20 protein-coding genes are annotated in these 19,877 nt (G+C 65.7%); 2 read left to right on the top strand and 18 right to left on the bottom strand.

Annotated elements, in window-relative coordinates; translation table 11 throughout:
- Window positions 1-16: 16 nt before the first annotated feature.
- The 7 genes from CEY05_RS09050 to CEY05_RS09080 form a co-directional block, all read right to left on the bottom strand.
- Window positions 17-1,585, bottom strand: a complete 1,569-nt coding sequence (locus CEY05_RS09050; RefSeq protein WP_233161437.1) for a type II and III secretion system protein family protein — start codon at window positions 1,583-1,585, stop codon at window positions 17-19.
- On the bottom strand, window positions 1,582-2,526 hold the full coding sequence (gene cpaB / locus CEY05_RS09055; RefSeq protein ID WP_088598151.1) for a Flp pilus assembly protein CpaB: 945 nt from the start codon (window positions 2,524-2,526) through the stop codon (window positions 1,582-1,584). The genes CEY05_RS09050 and cpaB overlap by 4 nt, the downstream gene beginning before the upstream one ends.
- 6 nt (window positions 2,527-2,532) lie before the next feature.
- A complete protein-coding gene (locus CEY05_RS09060) occupies window positions 2,533-3,300 on the bottom strand; it encodes a hypothetical protein (RefSeq protein ID WP_143220333.1) in 768 nt (255 codons plus the stop codon).
- Complete coding sequence (locus tag CEY05_RS09065) at window positions 3,297-3,977, bottom strand: hypothetical protein (RefSeq protein ID WP_088598153.1); 681 nt, start codon at window positions 3,975-3,977, stop codon at window positions 3,297-3,299. Before CEY05_RS09065 ends, CEY05_RS09060 begins: the two co-directional genes overlap by 4 nt.
- The gene (locus CEY05_RS09070) at window positions 3,967-5,433 is read right to left on the bottom strand and encodes a pilus assembly protein TadG-related protein (protein WP_088598154.1); all 1,467 of its coding nucleotides are present in this window, start codon (window positions 5,431-5,433) and stop codon (window positions 3,967-3,969) included. The genes CEY05_RS09065 and CEY05_RS09070 overlap by 11 nt, the downstream gene beginning before the upstream one ends.
- Complete coding sequence (locus CEY05_RS09075) at window positions 5,430-5,666, bottom strand: hypothetical protein (protein WP_088598574.1); 237 nt, start codon at window positions 5,664-5,666, stop codon at window positions 5,430-5,432. Before CEY05_RS09075 ends, CEY05_RS09070 begins: the two co-directional genes overlap by 4 nt.
- Before the next feature lie 322 nt (window positions 5,667-5,988).
- Window positions 5,989-8,310: an FdhF/YdeP family oxidoreductase gene (locus CEY05_RS09080; protein ID WP_088598155.1), complete on the bottom strand. Its 2,322-nt coding sequence runs from the start codon at window positions 8,308-8,310 to the stop codon at window positions 5,989-5,991.
- Window positions 8,311-8,502: 192 nt separating this feature from the next.
- Between CEY05_RS09080 and CEY05_RS09085 the strand changes: the two genes are divergently transcribed.
- Together CEY05_RS09085 and CEY05_RS09090 are read left to right on the top strand one after the other, a co-directional pair.
- Window positions 8,503-9,966 (top strand): PLP-dependent aminotransferase family protein, encoded by a 1,464-nt coding sequence (locus tag CEY05_RS09085; protein ID WP_088598156.1) that lies wholly within the window; start codon window positions 8,503-8,505, stop codon window positions 9,964-9,966.
- Entirely contained in the window at window positions 9,966-10,316 is a 351-nt protein-coding gene (locus CEY05_RS09090) for a helix-turn-helix domain-containing protein (protein ID WP_143220408.1), read from the top strand. Before CEY05_RS09085 ends, CEY05_RS09090 begins: the two co-directional genes overlap by 1 nt.
- Window positions 10,317-10,391: 75 nt before the next feature.
- Here CEY05_RS09090 and CEY05_RS09095 read toward each other — a convergent pair whose 3' ends face one another.
- The 11 genes from CEY05_RS09095 to CEY05_RS09140 form a co-directional block, all read right to left on the bottom strand.
- Window positions 10,392-10,523 (bottom strand): entericidin A/B family lipoprotein, encoded by a 132-nt coding sequence (locus CEY05_RS09095; protein WP_088598157.1) that lies wholly within the window; start codon window positions 10,521-10,523, stop codon window positions 10,392-10,394.
- Window positions 10,524-10,700: 177 nt separating this feature from the next.
- A complete protein-coding gene (gene ppa / locus CEY05_RS09100) occupies window positions 10,701-11,237 on the bottom strand; it encodes an inorganic diphosphatase (RefSeq protein ID WP_088598158.1) in 537 nt (178 codons plus the stop codon).
- A 79-nt stretch (window positions 11,238-11,316) separates the two neighbouring features.
- Window positions 11,317-12,927, bottom strand: a complete 1,611-nt coding sequence (locus CEY05_RS09105) for a heme biosynthesis HemY N-terminal domain-containing protein (RefSeq protein WP_088598159.1) — start codon at window positions 12,925-12,927, stop codon at window positions 11,317-11,319.
- Between the two features lie 3 nt (window positions 12,928-12,930).
- Entirely contained in the window at window positions 12,931-14,157 is a 1,227-nt protein-coding gene (locus tag CEY05_RS09110; protein WP_088598160.1) for a uroporphyrinogen-III C-methyltransferase, read from the bottom strand.
- A 45-nt stretch (window positions 14,158-14,202) separates the two neighbouring features.
- Window positions 14,203-14,994: a uroporphyrinogen-III synthase gene (locus tag CEY05_RS09115; RefSeq protein WP_088598161.1), complete on the bottom strand. Its 792-nt coding sequence runs from the start codon at window positions 14,992-14,994 to the stop codon at window positions 14,203-14,205.
- A gap of 117 nt (window positions 14,995-15,111) precedes the next feature.
- On the bottom strand, window positions 15,112-15,234 hold the full coding sequence (locus CEY05_RS31915) for a hypothetical protein (RefSeq protein ID WP_255407754.1): 123 nt from the start codon (window positions 15,232-15,234) through the stop codon (window positions 15,112-15,114).
- A complete protein-coding gene (locus CEY05_RS09120; RefSeq protein ID WP_088598162.1) occupies window positions 15,231-15,941 on the bottom strand; it encodes a TerC family protein in 711 nt (236 codons plus the stop codon). The genes CEY05_RS31915 and CEY05_RS09120 overlap by 4 nt, the downstream gene beginning before the upstream one ends.
- Window positions 15,942-16,049: 108 nt before the next feature.
- Window positions 16,050-16,748, bottom strand: a complete 699-nt coding sequence (locus tag CEY05_RS09125; protein ID WP_088598163.1) for a TerC family protein — start codon at window positions 16,746-16,748, stop codon at window positions 16,050-16,052.
- 338 nt (window positions 16,749-17,086) lie between these two features.
- On the bottom strand, window positions 17,087-17,968 hold the full coding sequence (gene sucD, locus CEY05_RS09130; protein ID WP_088598164.1) for a succinate--CoA ligase subunit alpha: 882 nt from the start codon (window positions 17,966-17,968) through the stop codon (window positions 17,087-17,089).
- Between the two features lie 21 nt (window positions 17,969-17,989).
- A complete protein-coding gene (gene sucC, locus CEY05_RS09135) occupies window positions 17,990-19,150 on the bottom strand; it encodes an ADP-forming succinate--CoA ligase subunit beta (RefSeq protein ID WP_088598165.1) in 1,161 nt (386 codons plus the stop codon).
- A gap of 10 nt (window positions 19,151-19,160) precedes the next feature.
- Complete coding sequence (locus CEY05_RS09140; protein WP_088598166.1) at window positions 19,161-19,760, bottom strand: DUF2889 domain-containing protein; 600 nt, start codon at window positions 19,758-19,760, stop codon at window positions 19,161-19,163.
- Between the last annotated feature and the right edge of the window lie 117 nt (window positions 19,761-19,877).

Consider the following 19,877-nt stretch of genomic DNA (forward strand, 5'->3'; position numbering starts at 1 on the left):
TCTCGATCCCGATGCGCTAATCCCACTGGGATCCGTGGCCGCGATAGGGATCCCAATGAATCGCCGGGGCCGCGCCATTGCCACTGCCACTTTCCGGCGCTGGGACAGGCAGCGGCTCAGACAACCGCGCAGGTGCCTGAACGGGCGCCAGCAGACGCGGCAGCGCGTCGAACGACTCGCGCAATACCGCCTGGCCGCGCCTGACGGTGGCGCGCATGGCGGGATCCAGGCCGGTCACCACCGTCGGCGTGACGAAGATGGCCAGTTCCGTTTCCTGGATCTCCGTGCGCCGCACGCCGAACAGGCGGCCGATCCACGGCAGTTCGCTCAAACCCGGCAGACCGCTGGTGGCGCGTACCTTGCGTCGAGAAAGAAAGCCGCCAATGACCAGGGTGTGGCCGGAGCGCACGTTGAACTCCGTCACGGCACGGCGTGTCTTCAAGGCCGGCCCCGCCAGCGACGGCAGCGCCGCGTCCACCGAACTGGCCTCCACTTCGATGCGCGAGCGCACGGCGCCGCTGGCGCCGATGGACGGCGTAACGCGCAAGGACACGCCATAAGGTTTGAACATGGTCTTCGCCTGGCCGCTGCGATCCGTCGTCGCATAGGGCACCTCGCCGCCGGCCAGGAATTCCGCCGTCGCACCACTGCGTGCCAGCAGGCGCGGCTGGGCCAACACCACGGCTTCGCCGGATTGGGTCAGCAGGTTCAAGCGCGCCCCCAGCAGGGCATTCAATCCCAGATAGCCGGACAGTGGCGCCGCACGCAAAGGAACGGCCACGGGCCCCTTGCCCGGCCGCTGCTCCAGGCGACCGCTGGAGACGGCATCCAGGCTCACGCCGGTGTACAAGCCGCCTTCGGTGGCGGCATCCCAACGCATGCCCAATTCCGCCAAGCGCCCGCGCGGCAGCTCGATCACCTGCACGTCCAGCTGGACCATGCGATCCCATCCGACCTTGCCGGTAAAGTCCAGCACCTGGGGATAGCGTTCCGCCAACGCCACGACCCTGGCCTGGTCGGCGTCGCTCAAGTCATTGCCCTCGATCACGACGTGTTCGCCGACCGCGACGCCGCGCGCCCCGGGAATACGGGCCAGCAACGTGTCGATTTCCGCGCGGGCGCTATGTGTGCCTGCCGGCAGGACGCGTAAACGATATGCCTTGCGCCGGCCGGCTGCCCAGACGTGCAGCGACGATTCGCCGGCGGCGCGGGCGAACACGATCACATCACGGCCGTCCGCGGCAAGGGCCTGCAAGACCCGCCCGTCGCCCACCGCCACGCGTTTGACGCCCTGGTGCGACAGCACGCGCGTTTCACCGACCAGCATGTCGATGGTCTGCGTAGCTTCGGCGGTCTGCGTAGCCGCGGCGATTTGCGTGGCTGCGATGGTCCGCGCCGCTTCGATGGGCGGCTTGCCTGCGCCCTCAGCGCGCGCGGCGGCACCGGCGATCAGCGCCAGGCACAGGATCGCGGGACCGACGCGAATAATGTTGCATATGGCGTTCTTGCCATCCTTGCGCCGCTCACGAGCGACACTGGCCATGTCATCGCCGCAAGCAACGCGATAGCGCCTGGAAATATTCATGGACGATCTCCCGTCATGGCGCGCGTGGCGGCCCGTGTGCGGCTGACCAGGCCCTTGGGCAGAGGCGCGTCGAACAACTCGCCAGGCGCGGCGCGCGCGGCGTCTTCCTCGCTCAGGCCTTCGTCGGCCGCCTGATCGCCGTACAGGATGGCCACGGCCGGCGCGCGCCGTTCGGCGGCCACCCCCAGCAAACCGGCCAGGTCTCCCCGCGCGGCCACCGTGGCCGGTTGCTCATCACGGTGATGGCGCAAGATGGCCGTGATGGTGCCGTCCTGGCGCGCGGCCACCAGCTTCACGGCATCCTCGGGGCCCGCGTCCAGGGTGATGGTCGAATACGCCGCGCCGTCCGCGCCCTGGACATCCGCTCCCTGAACGTCGGCCGCGCCCGCGTCACCTGCGCGGCCCGCGTAGCGTCCTGTCGCCAACACACGCACGCCCTGCAGCAATGGCGCGGTGATGCGCCGGCGCTGATGCTCGAAGGACACGTATAGATCCAGCAGATCTCCCGCCTGCAACATGCCGGACAGGGAATTGATGTCGTCCACCGGTATCGTGATGGCGCGCCGCCCCGTCGCCACGCGGCGCGACAGCGCCTTAGGCCCGGCGCTGGCCAGATGCGCCAATAGCAAGGGTTCGCCGGCGCGCAGTCCATGCGTCAGCACACTGCCGCCGACCTCGTCGACGTGTTCCGGCGGCAGGCTGCCGCTGACGGCCCAGGCCTCTGGAATATCCCGCACGGCCAGATGGCCGGCCTCGACATGAACGCCTGCTTCGAGGTCACGCGCCGCCACCAGGCGCGCCACGGTGGGCACGCGCAACTCGGCTTCGATCTGCGCGATGCGGCCCTGTATGTGATGCCGCGCCGCCCACGCCGACAGCAATCCCGCGGCAAGCGCGACGGCAGCCATGAGCCAGCGCTGGCGGAAGAACACATGCGCCATGGCCCCTCACTCCCGCCAGTCCAGTACGGTGACGATGGCGCTGCCGGGCGGCTGCTCGACCACGACGATGGACAGCTGCATGGCAGCCTTGAACCAACGGCCGGGAAATGCCGCATCCGTTGCGCCGGCGCGCCATCCCTCGCGTTGCAGGGCCGCGCGCAGGCGCGGTCGCAGCTCACCCGGCGTGGCGCCATGGGTCCACACTTGCTGCGCACCCGCCAGCCGCGCCTCACGCCACCGGACATCGAAATGCAGGCGCGCGCCCTCCGGTTGCCAGGGCGCGGCAACCCGGGCGACCGGCGTTTGTTCCAGCGGCAAACGGGACAAGGTGCCCTGGACCCAGCCGTGTCCGCCGTCCGTCAGGCGCGCCGACCAATGGGACTGTGCATCCATGCCTGACAGCACGACCAGGCCGGGTGCCACCAGCAGATCCCGCAGCACCGGCAACTGCCGCGACAGCCATTTGGCGGTCTCGCGTATGTCGCCGGGCGCTTCGAATATCCATCCGCTCAGCGCCTGCCCTTGCACCTGCAGTTGCTCTCCGGCCGACAGGTAATGTCCGCCGGGGGGCAACACAGGCGGGGGCGCGGCGGCAACCGCCATGGCGGAAAGCGTCCTCGGAGCGGTCGAGCCGCTTGCCGCGGCAAGTGCCGCAGGAAGTGCCGCAATCGGCGCCGCCAGGGCTGCCACGAAAGGTGCCGTCGCCACGCCACGAACCATCGCCAGGCTGCAAGGCCAGGCCGCTTTCAAGGCTGCAACGCAAGATTTCTTCATGGCGTTTCCCCCGGCCGGCGGCGCCCGCCGGCGTCAGCGGCGAGACGTTCGTTGGGCACCAGATCGGCCCACCGCGACAGCCAGTCGAACTCGGGCGCGGCGCGTCCCCATCCCGCATCGATGCGGTACAGCGCCGCCGCCACCTGGCGTCCGACGCCTTGCGTGTGGCTGGCGACACCGCGCCACGCTGCCCGGTTGGCGGCGATCCGTGCCTGCGTTTCCCTGTCGCCTGGCGCATGGCCCACCGCGCTGATCAGCGCAGTGGACCGCTGCAAGAAACCCGCCCCCGTGCCGGCACCTTGCCTGCGCGCGTAGGCCCCCGCATGCGCGACGAGCAGGCCGTCGTCGGCCATACCCCAGTCTCGCCGCAGGTCCGCCGTGGCAGCGCCCCCCGGCATCGAAAAGCCTGCCGGCGGCACATGACGGCCTGCGCCGGGCGCCGAGCCAAGGGCCGAGGAAGCGGCCGAGGAAGCTGCCGAGGAAATGGCAGCTGCATGGTCGCCACCACCATGCGCCACATCGAAAACCTGCAGCCGGCTGGCATGCGTTGCGTGCAGGCCATGGCCATGCCATTCGCCCAGCAATGCCACGCTACCCCACAAGGCCAGCAGCAAGGCGATGACGAGATTGGCCTCCAGCAAGGCGTAGCCCTTCTGCCGCAATGGATCACCGGACATCGGCGTCTCCCGCGGCGTCAGCAACTCCGCGCCGGAACTCACTCGGCGATCCCTTGCTCGCATCATGCGTCGATCTGCCGCGCCGTCCATCACTGCGCGCCGCCACCAGATGTGCCTGCCAATACGGACGAAACAGCGTGGCGATTTCATCCCGCCCGTCCTCGCGCGGCCGCGGCCGCACGAAATAGGTCTCGGCGGCACTGGTCACCGTGACGTGCTCGCCCGGTTCCAGTCCGGCGTAGGCGTAGCGTCCTTGCGCGTGCGTGGCGCCCCCATTCGACAAGGCGGGCAGCAATTCGGCGGGCTGGCGCAACACGATCTCGAAACCGGCGGGCTGCGCTGCCCGATCCAGCGGCACTTCGGCGTAGGCCGCCATGCCGCGCCCCTGCCAACGCTGCCGCTGCTGCGTCGCATAAACGTAGGCAAGCGGATTATTGTGGCCGTTGAGCAAATCCCAGCCGGCGTTCTCTTGCACCCACCGCCAGAAGCTCTGCCGCGAAAAGTCCGCCGGCGCATGCGGCAATGCCTCATCGGCAGCCTGCTGGCCGGAATTGCGCACCTTGCCCCACCCCATCGCGTACTCGCGGTAGTAGCAACCTATATATTTATTGGAACGCAAGGCATGATGCGACTGCGTATCGACGGACTCCCAGGTTCCCCGCCGCGTCAACGATGTACCCCCGATGCGGCGCAACTGATGCCTTAGCGTCGGACAGCGGTAGCTGACGGGCCAGGGATTGAGCGCCAGGCCCTTGCGCGGTCCCAGGAAGGCGTAGCGGTCGGTGGCGCGCAAGACCATGGGACGGAAGGCGCCACCCCGACGGCCTGAGTAAAGCCGCACGAAGCCTGGCCAACGATCGTCCGTGAAGGCCAGCGCCAGGCGGTCCCGCTGGACCGCCGCGCCCAGCGCTGGACGTGGCCATTCGGGATAGTTGGCATGCAGCACGGTGCGCATGGCCTGTTGCCGGGTCCGCGGCAAATCCTGCAACACGGCTTGCGCCGCGCGCGCCAATACATCGTGCACCAAGGCGTCATGGCGCGCGTGGGCGTCGGCGAAACGGTCCAGTGCGCCCGCCACGCCCTGGACCCGGACGGCACTGGCATATGCCATGGCATGCGCCGGGCCGTACAGCATGGCGATCAGCATTCCCGGCGGATTGCCCCGCCGAAAGCGCGCCGCCTCGTTCTGGCCGAACTGGGTCCAGCTGGCCAGGGTGGCGACATGGGCTAACGCGATCTGGTGCGCCACCTGCGTGCGGTTGATGTAGGCCAGCAGGTTCAGCGCCCGTGCCTGCACCACGGCACCGCTATAAGCGGCAGCGTCGGCGGCGTGTGTCAGGCGTACACGGGCGGCGACGGTATTGCCATGATCATGCAACACCACCAGCGCCAGCACCCCGACCGACACGAGGCCCAGCGCCAGCGGCAAGGCATGGCCGCGCGCCCGCGCTCTCACCGCCCGCCTCCAGCGGCAGCATTGTTGGTGAAGGATTTAAGCGTCTTTTCCTTGAGCTGGCTGCCGGCCTTGCCCGCGGCGTTCTTCGCCGTGCGGCTGGCACTGGTGCCGTCTTCGCCCGCCAGTTCGCGCGCCATCGCCGCGGTCTGCGCGCGCACCACTTGCCCGAACAATTGATAGACCGCGATTGCCGCCACGGCCACCAAGGCCACGACGACCACGTATTCGGTCATCCCCTGCCCCAGCTGCGCCAGCCGCCCTCGTCGCGCCAGCGCGCGTGGCGGCGTCGCCGATAGGCAAGGCAGGCAGTATGCCCACGGCGGCAAGGCCCGCGCCGACAGCGGCCGCACGCTGCAGCGCCGGCTGGCGAGCATTGGATAGAAGCGATCGGCCAGCACCCGATCCGTGGTCTGAGTTGGTCCCCACATGAGAGTCCCCTGGAAGAAATGGAAGGGACTTCAGTGTGGGCGCGTCCTCCGCGGCTCGCTATCCGCAATAGCCGACGTGGCCAAAAACATCCAGACAGCGAACGCTTATCGCGTTTTTTCCACCAGGCTATGCCTGCAAGGCAAGCCGCGCCGATTTTTTCAACATCACCGGAATCGACTTCGAGGTCGGCGTGTTCGACACATCGCCCACGCTGTTCAGCGGCACCAGCGGATTGGTCTCGGGATAATAGGCGCCCAGGCATCCTTGCGGAATATCGTATTCCACCAGCAGGAAGCCATCCGCGCGCCGTTCCACGTCGTCGTCCCACACCGTGAAGATGTCGACCCACTCACCGGCCCGCAGGCCCTTGCGTGCCAGGTCCGCCTTGTTGACGAACAGCACGCGCCGCTGGCCGAACACGCCGCGGTAACGGTCGTCCATTGCGTAGATGGTGGTGTTGTACTGGTCATGCGAACGGGTGGTCATCAGGACCATCACTTCATCGCCATGGCGCTGCTGCGCGCGATGTATCGGCGTATCCGTTTCAATCTGCGCGACGATGAAATTGGCCTTGCCGCTGGCCGTCTTCCAATCGCGTTCGCGCGATGCCACGCGCAGATGAAAACCGCCAGGCTGGGCGATGCGCCGGTTGTAATCCTCGAAGCCGTCGAACACGGCCTCGATGGCGTCGCGCACGCTGGCGTAGTCGTCGGCGTAGGACAGCCAGTCCACTTTGGCACTACCCAGCGTAGCGTGCGCCATATGCGCGACGATGGCCGTCTCCGACATCAGATGGGCAGACGCCGGCTTGTTCATGCCGTAGGACACATGCACCATGCTCATCGAATCCTCGACCGTGACGCCTTGCGCCACGCCGCCGCGCATATCGATTTCGGTACGTCCCAGGGTGGGCAGGATCAGTGCCTCCTTGCCGTGCACCAGATGGCTGCGGTTCAGTTTGGTGGTGATATGCACCGACAAGTCACAACGGCGCATGGCTTCCCATGTGCGCGGCGTGTCCGGCGTGGCCATGGCGAAGTTGCCGCCCAGCCCGATCAATACCTTGACGTGTCCTGCTTCCATCGCTTCGATGGTTTCGACCACGTCATAACCGTGTTCGCGCGGCGGCTCGAAATCGAAGACGCGGCCCAGGCGGTCCAGGAAAGCCTGCGTCGGCTTGTCCTCGATGCCCACCGTGCGATTGCCCTGCACGTTGGAGTGTCCGCGCACGGGGCAAAGGCCGGCGCCCTCGCGGCCGATATTGCCACGCATCATCATCAGGTTGGACAGCATCTGGATGGCGGCCACCGAATTCTTGTGCTGGGTCAGGCCCATGCCCCACGTGGCGATGACGCGCTTGCCATTGACGTAGATGCTGGCCAGGTTTTCGATCTCGCCGCGCGACAGCCCCGCTTCGCGTTCCAGCGCTGCCCATTGCTGCGCGCGCAGATCCGCCGCATAGGCCTCGAAACCCGCGGTATGCGCCAGGATGAAATCCACATCCAGCACTCGCTCCGTGCCCGCGGCCACGGCGGCGTCATCCAGTTCCAACACCCGTTTGGCCAGCCCCTTGATCAAGGCGAAATCGCCGCCCAGCCGCGGCTGCACGAACGTCGAGGCGATGCGCGTACCGGACCCCGTCAGCATTTCGACCGGGCTTTGCGGATCGGCGAATCGCTCCAGGCCCCGTTCACGCAGGGGATTGATGGAAACGATGGTGGCGCCGCGGCGCGCGCACTCGCGCAGCTCGCCCATCATGCGGGGGTGATTGGTGGCCGGATTCTGGCCGAAGATCAGCAAGGTGTCGGCGTGTTCGAAATCATCCAGCGTCACCGTGCCCTTGCCGATGCCCACCGTGCCGGGCAGACCGCGGCTGGTGGCTTCGTGGCACATGTTCGAGCAGTCGGGAAAGTTGTTGGTCCCGTACATGCGTACCATCAGCTGGTACAGAAACGCCGCTTCGTTGCCCGTGCGTCCCGACGTATAGAACGTGGCCTGGTCAGGATCCTCCAGACGCTTGAGATGGGCGGCGATCAGTTCGAATGCCTGGTCCCAGGCGATCGGCACGTAGCGGTCGCTGGCGGCGTCGTAGACCATGGGATCGGTCAGGCGGCCATGCTGTTCCAACTGATAGTCGCTCTGCGCCATCAGTTCGGTCACCGTCTGGCTGGCGAAGAATGCCGGTCCCACGCGCTTGGCGGTAGCTTCCGCCGCCACTGCCTTGACGCCGTTCTCGCAAAACTCGAACGTCGACGCATGCTGGCGATCGGGCCACGCACAACCCGGGCAGTCGAAGCCATCGGGCTGGTTCTGGCGCAGCAAGGTGCGGTAGTTGCCGCCGGCCACCTTCTCCTTGATCAGGTTGACCGCCACCGCCTTCAGCGCTCCCCAGCCCGCGGCCGGATGGTGGTAAGGCGCGATGCGTGCTTTCTTGTTGGGGGTGTCCATGCTGGGGGTCCGTGCTTGCGCTTGATTCCTGACGGCGCCGGCGCGCGGAAATGGCGCGCAGACACCTGATGGCGCAAGATTACGCGGCTGTCCCCGCAGCGGGGTGTACACCTCCAGCGGCAAAAAAAGAGCACAGTTCGAAAAACCCGCTTAGAATCACCAAACTGTGCTCTGAATCAATGGTTTGCGCTCATGAAGCTGTACCAGAAGCTGGCGGCCGACCTGCAACACCAGATCGATAGCGGCGTGCTGCGCGCCGGCGACAAGCTGCCTTCCATCCGCCAGACCCACCAGCAGCATGGCCTGAGCGTCACGACGGTGGTGCGCGCCTATTCCCTGCTGGAAAGCCAGGGCCTGATCGAAGGCCGCCCGCAGTCGGGTTATTTCGTGCGCAATGCCGACGCCCTGGGTGACACCAGTGCGCCGCCGCCCGACGCCGGCCTGCCGCCGTCGCGGCCGCAGCCCGCGTCCGCGCCCGTGGACGTCAGCCGCCTGGTGCTGGCGACGCTGCGCGCCATCGGCAGCGGCAGCGCCGTCCCGCTGGGGTCGCCCTATCCCGATCCGCGCCTGTTCCCGTTCCAGCGACTGAGCCGCCACGCCCACGCCATTGCCCGCCAGTTTCCCCTGCTGGGCGTGCCGGATGAACTCCCCCCCGGCAATACGGAATTGATACGCCAGATCGCCCGCCGTTATCTGGAAAACGGCGCCCGCGTCGATCCCGCCGAAATCGTCGTGACCCTGGGCGCCACCGAAGCCATCAACCTGTGCCTGCAAGCCGTGGCCAGGCCGGGCGACACCATCGCGGTGGAATCGCCCACCTACTACGCCATGCTGCATGCGATCGAGCGCCTGGGCATGCGCGCGCTGGAAGTGGCCACCGATCCGGAAACCGGCATCGACGTCGACGCGCTGGCCGACATCCTGCGCCATCAGCGCGTGGCGGCCTGCATGGTGATGCCCAACTTCCAGAATCCGCTGGGCTATCAGATGCCCGATGCCAACAAGCGGGCGCTGGTCGACCTGGCGACGCGCCATGACATGCCCATCATCGAAAGCGACGTCTATCATGAACTGCACTACGGTCCGACCCACCCGGGTTCGCTGAAGATGCACGACAAGCGGGGCCTGGTGCTGCATTGCGCTTCATTTTCCAAGAGCCTGGCGCCTGCCTACCGCATCGGCTGGGCCATGCCTGGGCGCTACCGCGACCAGGTGGAGAAGCTCAAGTTCCTGAATACGCTGACCACGCCTTCGATTCCGCAGCGCGCCATCGCTGCCTACCTGCAGCATGATGGCTACGAGCGCCACTTGCGGCGCATGCGCAAGATGCTGGCGCAACAGGCGCGCATGATGATGGCCGCCGTGCAACGCTTTTTCCCGCCCGGCACACGCACATCCAATCCGCGCGGCGGCTATGTGCTGTGGGTGCGCCTGCCGCCGCCCCTGGATGCCATGCGGCTATACCGCCTGGCGCTGGCGCGCGGCATCACGGTAGGGCCTGGTCATATGTTTTCCATCGGCAGCGGTTACCATAACTTCATCCGGCTCAACTACAGCTACGCCTGGTCGCCGGAGATAGAAAGCGCCCTGGTAACCCTGGGGAAATTGGCGGCCTCCTGTTTGCCCAAGGATGCAGCCGCTGCAAGGAGTCGATGATGGTCGTTCCACAAGATAGCCACCTGGGACATACGGATGACAGCCACCCAGCCGTGCCCGCCGCAGCATCGCAGCAAACCCTCGCCGAGAATCCCGGCAACGACAACCTGGATCCCGCGCTCGCGGCGCTGCTGCAAGCCTTCTGGGACACGCACCAGGAAGCGCCCGGCAAACGCCTGTCCCTGGCCCGCCTGAGCAAGCGCGCCGACCTTCCCATGAGCACTTTGCGCCGCACCCTCACGCAACTGGAGGACGGCGGCCTGGTCACTGTGTCGATAGACGAAGACGGTACCGGCAGCGCCTTGGCCACGCCGGAACTGCTGGGGTTGATCGAGGATCTGCTGGGCTGACAGGCAAACTGCAAGGCAGCAAGGAAAAACGCCACCCTCGCGGGTGGCGTTTTGTACTGCGATCAAATCCGCCGCTTATTTTTCCGCGGCATTGCTGATGGCGTTACCGGCACGGCTGATGTCCTTGCCGGCACCCGCCATGGTATTGCAACCGGTCAGCACCAACGCGAAGACCACCGATACGGCCATTATGATTTTCGAGCGCATTATGCGATCTCCTAGCGATAGAACACGCCGGCGTCCGCGCTGACGCCGCGCCGGCGCCTGAATCATACGATCATCGCAAGCAGTTCGGCCAGCCCCGCGGCGCCCGAACGCGCGATTCATAAGAAAAGCCGCAAGGCATACATGCACCTTGCGGCCTGTGGCAGACGCAGCCGGAGCTTACTTCGCGCCCTTGTTGTAGCGCTCGACGCTGCTGACGATTTCCTGATGCGCGGCGTCCACGCCCTTCCAACCCTTGACCTTCACCCACTTGCCCTTTTCCAGGTCTTTGTAGTGTTCGAAGAAATGCTGGATGCGCTTGACGTCTTCTTCCGGCAGATCTTCGTAGGACTTGATGTTGCGGTAAGGGGGATACAGCTTTTCCACCGGCACGGCCAGCAGCTTGGCGTCGCCGCCCGACTCATCGTCCATTTCCAGCACGCCGATGGCGCGGCACTTCACCACGGCACCGATCTGGATCGGGAACGGCGTGAGCACCAGCACGTCGGCCGGGTCGCCGTCTTCCGACAGCGTCTGCGGGATGTAGCCGTAGTTGCACGGATAGTGCATGGCGGTGAGCATGAAGCGGTCCACGAAGATCGCGCCCGAGTCCTTGTCGACCTCGTACTTGACGGGATCGGCGTTCATGGGGATTTCGATGATGACGTGGAACTCTTCCGGCAGCTTTTTGCCGGGGCTGACGCGATCGAGGCTCATGGCTCTAACCTTTAGTCTGAAAACGGTTTCGAAAGAAAAAACGGATAAGGAATGTTGTCTTGGGCGATGGTGCGGGCGCTCAGGCGCCGCCGCCCGGCTTGCCGCCGTCGACCTTCTTGTCGACGCGCGGCTTGTCGTCCGCGGCGGAAGGCGTTTCCCGGGTCTCCGGCGGCACTTCGTCCAGTCCCGCTACCGGCAAGGGCGCGCTATCGAAATAGTCGTCCAGTTCGGCCGGCGGCTCGGCGTCGACCGCCACCGGTTCGACGGGCATGACGGTGGGGTCCAGCAAGCCCAGCTCGGTGTGCGAACGGGCGTCGGGGTCCAGCACGTAATCCGCTGCCGGGGCGAACTCCGGCACGGGGTCGTGCACCGTGGCCGGTGACGGCGCCGGCGCTTCCGACGCGTCGGACAGGAAACCGCTTTCGGCATCCAGGAGGCGCGGATCGGCGTGTGTGTCGGCGGCCGGCAAGGCTTCATCCACCGCCAGCACCGGCAGGGCCACGCCCATGGCCACCGCGGTCGCCTGGCGCCAATGGCGCGCGGCGTCCGTGGGACGATCCAGGCGATCGTAGAGGCTGCCCAGCAAGGCATGCGTGCCAGGATCGGCGCGGCGGCTGACACTGCGCAAGAGATAGCGCTCGGCCTGCCCCCACAACTGCCCGACCAGGCACAGCGTGCCCAGCGCGGTCAGCAGATCGGGATCGGTGGGACGTTGCTGCAACCAGGATTCGGCGCGCTCCAGGCGGCGCGGCACTTGCAGGGCGTCGCAACGCGCATAGGCCGCCACCAGGCGCGGATCGAATTTGCGCGCGATGGCGGCGTCCAGGATGCGCGCGGCCTCGTCGCCCTCGCCCGCCGCCTCGAAGACGTTCGCGGCGGCCAGGGCGATCTCGGGCAAGACGCGCTCGTCGGTCTTCATGTCCTTCCAGATGCCGCGCCAGCCGTCGCCACCGGCGGCGGCCCGCAAGCGCGCCGCACCGGCCACGTCGATCAGGTGCATGGCCTCGTCCTTGTCCATGGCACCGCGCCGCAACAGCCCGCGCGCCAGGGTGAACACCCGCTCGTGATGATTCAAGGCGCGTTCCGCGCGCAACAGCAGGCGCAAGGTATGCAGATGGCGCGCCCCGCCGTCCTGCAGGGGCTCCAGCACCTGCAAGGCCTGCTGCGGCCGGCCCTGCTCCAGCAGCATGTCGGCGCTGACCGTGGCGACGGCCTCGATCAGGCCGGCGTCCGTGCCGGCGTGCTCGCGGGCGCGATCCAGCATCACGTCGCGCCGTACAAACTCGCCCAGGCCTTGCGCCGCACGGGCGGCCGACAGCGCTGCCAGCACACGCCGGTTGCGCGCACGCGTCTGGTCCAGCAATTTGGTGAGATCTTTTTCGGCATGGGCGAAGCGGCCTTCCAGCAGGCCGATCCAGCCGCGCTCCAGCAACTCGTGGTCACGCGCTTGCGCGCGCCGTCCGCGCCAGGCCCGCACCCGTTCCGGGATGGCCAGCAGCCAAGCCAGCAGGCGCAAGCCGATATAAATGGCCAGGAACAGGCCCACCAGCAGCAACACCGCCAGCGTCAGCGACATCTCGATGCGGTAGGGCCAGACCAGGATCAATACGTTGCCCGGGTGTGCGCGCAGCACCACCGCCACGGCAACCGCGACAACCGCCAGCAATAACGTCCAGAACCAGGCGCGCATGGATCAGTCCCGTCCGCGCGAGTTGGTGCCGGCGGCGCCCGTAGCACCCGAAGCACGGATGGCGGCCACGGCGTTCAGGCTGTCGGCCACGTCAGGCACAGGCACGGAGATTTCCGTCTGCGTCAGTTCGCGCGTCAGGTTCAACGCCGCCAGGGTGTCGGCGGAACGGCGGTCGAAATAGGTGTCCAGCGTGCGGTTGACGGTCTCCAGCTCGCTCTTCCAGATGGCCGGCTGGCGCATCAGCAAGGACAGCTGGACCGACAGCAGGCGCTGGCGCAGCGTAGAGCGCAACTGCAGCGCCTGTTCGGGCGACAGCAGCAGGGCCGACGGTTCGTCGACGCGCTGCACGCGGATCAGATCGCCCAGTTCACGCACCAGCGCCGTGCCGCTACGCGCGGGCCACGACGCGATTTCGGCGCGCCAGCGTTGCCACCAGGCGGCATCCGCCGGCAAGGTTTCCTCTGCCACCGGCGGCGCCACGGGGGCGGCGGCCGGCGTGGCATCGGCGGACGCACCCGGCGCCAGCATGCCGGGAGCCACCGCGTCGGGCGCCAGCAGCGGCGCCTTGCCGACCAGGGCGACCAGGCGTTCGATACGGGAAGACTGCGCCGGCACATCGACGGTGGGCACGGCGCGCAGGCGATCGAGGTCGCCGTTGATGGCCTGCTGCAGGCTGGCGAAGCGCGGCCGGTCGGCACGGGCCAGACGGGCTTGCGCGGTTTCCAGGGCCACGATGGCATTGCTCACATTGCCCGCCAGGCGCAGTTGCTGGCTGGCGATGGTCAACATGCGCTCGACATCGTTGGCCAGGACTTCGTCGCTGGAGCTGTCATTGAAGGCCTGCCAGGCCTGTTCCAGCGCCACGTACTGGCTCTGCGTGTCGCGCAGCGCGTTTTCCAGGGCGGCGGCCTTGCCCGCTTGCGCCTGCGCCAGGGCCAGGGCCTGGCGGGCTTCGTTGCGGGTCTGTCCCAGCGCGCTGTTCAGATTGTCGATGCGGGTGGCGACTTCACGGCCGGCGGCCACGAATTCACGGCGCTGCATGTACAGCGCGGCGGCCAGGACGGCCGCCAGCACGATAACGACGACCAGGGCGGAGACGGCGGGCGAGACACCGCTCTTGCGCGTCGGACGCGGCGGCGGAGCGGCTGCGGGCTTGCCCGCGGACGGCGGCGTGGCGCCGGTTGCGGCCGAAGGCACGACCGGCTCAGTGGCAGGGGTATTTTCTGTCATGGGGCGATTGTATTCGCTACGAAAGTGAAACGCGCGTGTGCCGACCTAACAGGCGGAAACAAAAGCTTCAAACAGTGCATCGTTGTCGGGCACCTGCACGCTGATCGCCGCTTCAGCCACCGCTTCCTGGCCTGCCATCCGCCGCGCCAGGGCGGGATGGGTCACTATGAAACGACAGCCGCGCCACCAGGGCAGTACCCCCGCGCGGACGACGTTGTCCAGGACGGCGGCGATCCCTTCCCCGCTGGTCAGCAGCCAGGTCGGCCGCAAGGCCTGGTCGCGCCAGGCGCGCAGTTGCGCCAGTTCGGCATCGCCCCATTGCGCCGGGGCCCGGTGATACGCCGCGTGCGGCACGACTTCCACCCCGGCGCCGCGCAACTGCTCCGCCAGCCAGTCGCGCCCCTGCGTGCCCCGTACGATCAGGACCCGGCCGGGCAACGGACCGCGCCGGCGCAGTTCGTCCCACAAGGCTTCGGAATCATGGCTGGGGGCGTCCGGGCCCGGGTGGATGAGCGTGGCGCCGTCGAAGGCGCCGCTGGCACGCAGCGTGGCGGCGCTGGCCGGCCCTACCGTGGCGACGGCACAGGACACGGGCCAGGAGCGATTGCCGCCCTGCCCGGACTGGCGCAATTGCGCCAGATAATGCCGCGCGGCATTGCCACTGACGAAAACCGCCAGGTCGAAATGCTGCGGCAGCGGCAACTGCCCGGACCCAGCGGGCAGCGTGGCCAACGCCAGCGCCGGCCAGTCGCGCACCTGCCAGCCAGCCGCGCGCAGGCGTTGCGCCAGCGCATCGTTACTGCCCAGGGGCCGCGTCAGGATTGCGATATCGGACATGCTATTCGGATCGCCAGTCGGCCTATACAAAACGCAATGGACAAGCGCGACACAGGTTCGGGCTTGTCCATTGGACGGCCGCACCGGAGAAGACCGGTACGGCCGGAGTGCCAGCAATCAGGAGAAGCTGGCGGCAACCACCGTAGCAATCACGCCCAGGATGGCCAGGACGAACAGCCCTTGCAGCAGGCTCAGGCCGCTTTCGGATTGCTGGAGGGTAGTGGTTCTACGCAGACTCATTGAAGCGCTTCCTTGGAGACGACTTTACGGCCGGCAAACCAGCGGCCCAACAGGACCACCAGCAGCGCGCCGACGATTTCAGCCCCCAATTTAACCATACCGGGCTGCTCCCCGAAATTGCGCGTGATCAAAACATCGGTCACCAGCATGCCGCCGGCGATCCAACCCAGCAGGCCGGCGCCCAGGGTGATGACCAGCGGATAACGGTCGATCAGCTTCAGCACCAGGGTCGAACCCCACACGATGATGGGCACGCTGACCAGCAGGCCGAACACCACCAGGCCGATCTGGTGATCCGCGTGGGCGCCCTGCGCCGCGCCGGCAATGGCGATGACGTTGTCCAGGCTCATGACGAAGTCGGCAATGATGATGGTCTTGATGGCCGCCATGATGGAGCCGCCGCCCTTGATCTTGTCATGGGCATCGTCTTCCGGAATCAGCAGCTTGACGCCGATCCACACCAGCAACAGGGCGCCGACGATCTTCAAGGCCGGGACGGCGAGCAGGGTCAGCGCGAAGGCAATCAGGATGACCCGCAGGATGATGGCCCCGGCGGTGCCCCACAAAATGCCCTGCATGCGCTGCTTGGGCGCCAGGTTGCGACACGCCAACGCGATGACGACAGCATTGTCGCCGCCGAGAAGAATGTCGATCAGGATGATCTGGAAAACCGCCGCCCAACTGAGCGTCTGTAGAAATTCAAGCACGTTACTACCCCCGAAACATGATGCATGTCTATCCAGACGGCGATGCCGCCCCCCCGTCGTCTATGAGACGACGGGGTTGGACCACGAATCGGGATTGTAGTTCAGCTTTCAGTCAGCTTTGCGTCGGGCGATAAGGATTTTCCCTAGTGCCAACACCAACAACGCACCCGCCACACCAACCATAGTAGCGAAGTTGTGCTGTGTCACGCCCAGCGCCGTGTCGATTCGAGCTATCGGTGCCTGCAGCGCGGGATCTCCCACAAGCAGTTCCCCGGCGATGAAACCCAGCAGCGCCGCGCCCACCCAGACGATGAGGGGAAAGCGCTCGATCACCTTCAGCAGCAACGTGCTGCCGAATATCACCAGCGGGATGCTGATGGCCAGGCCCAGCACCAGCAGCGTGGTATCGCCCATGGCGGCGGCGGCCACGGCCACCACGTTGTCCAGGCTCATCACCAGGTCGGCGATCATGATGGTACGGATGGCGGACATCAGCGAACCATGGGTCTTGCCATCGCCGTCTTCCTCGTTCTCGGGCAGCAACAACGTGACGCCGATATAAACCAGCAAAACCGCGCCGATCAGCTTCAGCCACGGCAACAGCAGCAGCTTGGCCGCAACCAGCGTCAGCACGATACGCATGATGATCGCGGCGGCGGAACCGATGACGATGGCTTTTTTCTGTTGCTCCGGCGGCAAGGCACGCGCCGCCAATGCGATGACGACAGCGTTATCGCCAGACAGAAGAATGTTTACCCAGATGATTTGCAGCAATGCGAGCCAGAATGCAGCTTGTGATAATTCCATACCCCTCTTTCCTCGGATCCCCCGAAGTGTTGATAACCATAAACAGGAATGAATTGCGCTGACCGCCTTGTGCGAGCAATGGCAGGTTCTATATAAGTATGTAGCGCGTTTGTGCCGGCATTATAAAGAGCTGAAAGCAAATATTCAGCTATTTGTCGGCTATCTGGAGGGTAAACGATGGGGTTTTACGGGGGTTGATGAAAGAAAAGAGATCCATCCTTTCGTTTTGCTGAATTAAAGCTTAAAAAGATGTCCGGACGAAAAAAAGCCCGCCACCTGGGCGGGCCTTGCGAGCAAGGCCGGTGATCCCGGCCTCCCCCGCGACAAGCAAAGCCGGTTTACATCACCGACTTGAGCAGCTTGCCCATTTCCGACGGGTTGCGGGTCGTGCGGATGCCGCAGCTTTCCATCACTTCCAGCTTGGCGTCGGCGGTATCGGCACCGCCCGAGATCAGCGCGCCGGCGTGGCCCATGCGCTTTCCCGGAGGCGCGGTAACGCCGGCGATGAAGCCGACCACCGGCTTCTTCATGTTGTCCTTCGCCCACAGCGCGGCGTTGACTTCATCCGGACCGCCGATTTCGCCGATCATGATGACGGCGTCGGTGTCGGGATCGTCATTGAACAACTTGAGCACGTCGATGTGCTTCAGGCCGTTGATGGGATCGCCGCCGATACCGACAGCGCTGGATTGGCCCAGGCCCAGTTCAGTGACCTGGCCCACGGCTTCGTACGTCAGCGTGCCGGAGCGGCTGACGATGCCGATGCGGCCCTTGCGGTGGATGTGGCCGGGCATGATGCCGATTTTGATTTCATCGGGGGTGATCAGGCCGGGGCAGTTCGGGCCCAGCAGCAGCGTCTTGCTGTTGATGGCCTTCATGCGGTTGCGCACTTCCAGCATGTCGCGAACGGGGATGCCTTCGGTAATGCAGATGGCCAGGTCCAGTTCGGCTTCGACAGCTTCCCAGATGGCGGCGGCGGCGCCGGCGGGCGGCACGTAGATCACCGAAACGGTGGCGCCGGTGTCGGCCTTCGCTTCCTTGACCGAAGCGAAAATGGGAATACCTTCGAAGTCCTCACCCGCTTTCTTCGGGTTCACGCCAGCCACGAAGGCGGCCTTACCGTTGGCGTAGTCGCGGCACATGCGGGTGTGGAACTGACCCGTCTTGCCCGTGATGCCTTGGGTGATGACTTTGGTGTCCTTGTTGATCAAGATCGACATTTATGAATCCTTGGCTATATCTTATTTGACGGCGGCAACGACTTTGGTGGCCGCTTCGGCCATGGTGTCGGCGCTGATGATGGGCAATCCGGAATCGGCGAGCATCTTCTTGCCGAGTTCTTCGTTGGTGCCCTTCATGCGGACGACCAGCGGAACGCTCAGGTTGACGGCCTTGCAAGCGGTGATCACGCCTTCGGCGATCACGTCGCAGCGCATGATGCCGCCGAAGATGTTGACCAGAATCGCCTTCACGCCCTTGTTCTTGAGCATGATCTTGAAGGCTTCGGTGACCTTCTCGGCCGTGGCGCCACCGCCGACGTCCAGGAAGTTGGCGGGTTCGCCGCCGAACAGCTTGATGGTGTCCATCGTAGCCATGGCCAGGCCGGCGCCGTTCACCAGGCAGCCGATATTGCCGTCGAGCTGGATGTAGGCCAGGTCGAACTTGCTGGCTTCGATTTCAGCGGGATCTTCTTCGTCCAGGTCGCGGTAGGCGACGATTTCCGGATGACGGAACAGGGCGTTCGGGTCGAAGTTGAACTTGGCGTCCAGGGCGATGACGTTGCCCTTGCTGTCGCGGTTCAGCGGGTTGATTTCGACCAGCGAGGCATCCGTTTCCATGTAGCACTGATACAGCTTCTGGAGGATGTCCACGGTCTGGGCGGTCGAGTCGGCGGGCATGCCGATGGCGTCAGCCACCTTCTTGCCCTGCTCGGCGGTCAGGCCGGCCAGCGGATCGATGTATTCGGTGACGATTTTTTCCGGCGAGGAGTGAGCCACTTCCTCGATGTCCATGCCGCCTTCGCTCGAAGCGATCAGGGCGACCTTCTGCGTGGCACGGTCGGTGACCAGCGACACGTAGTATTCCTTCTGGATGTCAGCGCCGTCTTCGATGTACAGGCGATTGACCTTCTGGCCTTCCGGGCCGGTCTGGTGCGTCTTGAGCTGCATGCCCAGGATTTCGCCGGCCAGCTTGCGCACGTCATCGAGCGAACGGGCCAGCTTCACGCCACCGCCCTTGCCGCGGCCACCCGCGTGAATCTGCGCCTTGACGACCCAGACCGGTCCTCCCAACTTCTCCGCGGCTGCCACGGCTTCGTCGACGGAGAGAGCGGGAATACCGCGCGGCACGGGGACGCCAAATTTCTTCAGCAGTTCCTTGCCTTGATACTCATGGATTTTCATGTGTTACCTGTCAGGTCGTATGGGTCAAAAAAGAAGGGTCTGAGGTGGCTTGGTCAGCGTTGTCCTCGCCGACGTACCACTTCGGGTAATGCGTCTGGACCACCGGGCCCGTGACGTCGAGCGCATGGCAGCCATCCAGCTGGAAGGGCCGCTTCCGCGATGTTTCGGCTGTCTCACGACGCCGGCCGGCCATGGCCTGCACCGCAGCGGTGGGCAGCACCAGGGACAACTCGGACATGTGAGTACAGCCCTGCACGCGGCCAAACCTTTCCTTGACGCTCTGACGAAAATTTTTCACCAGATTCATGCCGACCAGGTCCTGGTAGGCCGCTTCGATGCAGGTGCAATGCTCGCCATAGGGGGCGGCATCGTAGGCAGCCTGCGCCGCGACGATGGTGTAGCTATCGTCGATGGTAATACGCAGGTGCATATGGTGTATAGGGCGACCGGCGTGCATGACCGTGCCGTCGCTCCTGGAGAAGTCGTAGTCCTTGACGTCGATGAGCTCCGCTTCCATGTCCCACAGGCCGTCGTCGCGCGCAAAGCCCTGCACACGAATGGATCGTGTGTGCAACGGGGTGCGTGAGGTGTCCGGCGGCGGCAAAGGCATGCGGTTCGACCAAGGTCAGGTTGTTGCAAGGCAACAAAACCTGAAAAGTATAACCCGGGCCGCATTTCAGAAAAAAGCGGGGCGGAACCCCGCGGTTCCGCCCCCTGGAATTTCACT

The sequence above is a fragment of the Achromobacter sp. HZ34 genome (assembly GCF_002209485.1).
Taxonomy (GTDB): Bacteria; Pseudomonadota; Gammaproteobacteria; order Burkholderiales; family Burkholderiaceae_B; genus Bordetella_C.

Coding starts and splice junctions, on each gene's coding strand:
- cpaB (WP_088598151.1), bottom strand. CDS start 2,526: ATGGCGCATGTGTTCTTCCGCCAGCGCTGGCTCATGGCTGCCGTCGCG.
- CEY05_RS09090 (WP_143220408.1), top strand. CDS start 9,966: ATGGTCGTTCCACAAGATAGCCACCTGGGACATACGGATGACAGCCAC.
- CEY05_RS09080 (WP_088598155.1), bottom strand. CDS start 8,310: ATGGACACCCCCAACAAGAAAGCACGCATCGCGCCTTACCACCATCCG.
- CEY05_RS09105 (WP_088598159.1), bottom strand. CDS start 12,927: ATGCGCGCCTGGTTCTGGACGTTATTGCTGGCGGTTGTCGCGGTTGCC.
- sucD (WP_088598164.1), bottom strand. CDS start 17,968: ATGTCGATCTTGATCAACAAGGACACCAAAGTCATCACCCAAGGCATC.
- CEY05_RS09085 (WP_088598156.1), top strand. CDS start 8,503: ATGAAGCTGTACCAGAAGCTGGCGGCCGACCTGCAACACCAGATCGAT.
- CEY05_RS09050 (WP_233161437.1), bottom strand. CDS start 1,585: ATGAATATTTCCAGGCGCTATCGCGTTGCTTGCGGCGATGACATGGCC.
- ppa (WP_088598158.1), bottom strand. CDS start 11,237: ATGAGCCTCGATCGCGTCAGCCCCGGCAAAAAGCTGCCGGAAGAGTTC.
- CEY05_RS09095 (WP_088598157.1), bottom strand. CDS start 10,523: ATGCGCTCGAAAATCATAATGGCCGTATCGGTGGTCTTCGCGTTGGTG.
- CEY05_RS09125 (WP_088598163.1), bottom strand. CDS start 16,748: ATGGAATTATCACAAGCTGCATTCTGGCTCGCATTGCTGCAAATCATC.
- CEY05_RS09060 (WP_143220333.1), bottom strand. CDS start 3,300: ATGAAGAAATCTTGCGTTGCAGCCTTGAAAGCGGCCTGGCCTTGCAGC.
- CEY05_RS09115 (WP_088598161.1), bottom strand. CDS start 14,994: ATGTCCGATATCGCAATCCTGACGCGGCCCCTGGGCAGTAACGATGCG.
- CEY05_RS09065 (WP_088598153.1), bottom strand. CDS start 3,977: ATGTCCGGTGATCCATTGCGGCAGAAGGGCTACGCCTTGCTGGAGGCC.
- CEY05_RS31915 (WP_255407754.1), bottom strand. CDS start 15,234: ATGAGTCTGCGTAGAACCACTACCCTCCAGCAATCCGAAAGCGGCCTG.
- CEY05_RS09075 (WP_088598574.1), bottom strand. CDS start 5,666: ATGACCGAATACGTGGTCGTCGTGGCCTTGGTGGCCGTGGCGGCAATC.
- CEY05_RS09110 (WP_088598160.1), bottom strand. CDS start 14,157: ATGACAGAAAATACCCCTGCCACTGAGCCGGTCGTGCCTTCGGCCGCA.
- CEY05_RS09140 (WP_088598166.1), bottom strand. CDS start 19,760: ATGCCTTTGCCGCCGCCGGACACCTCACGCACCCCGTTGCACACACGA.
- sucC (WP_088598165.1), bottom strand. CDS start 19,150: ATGAAAATCCATGAGTATCAAGGCAAGGAACTGCTGAAGAAATTTGGC.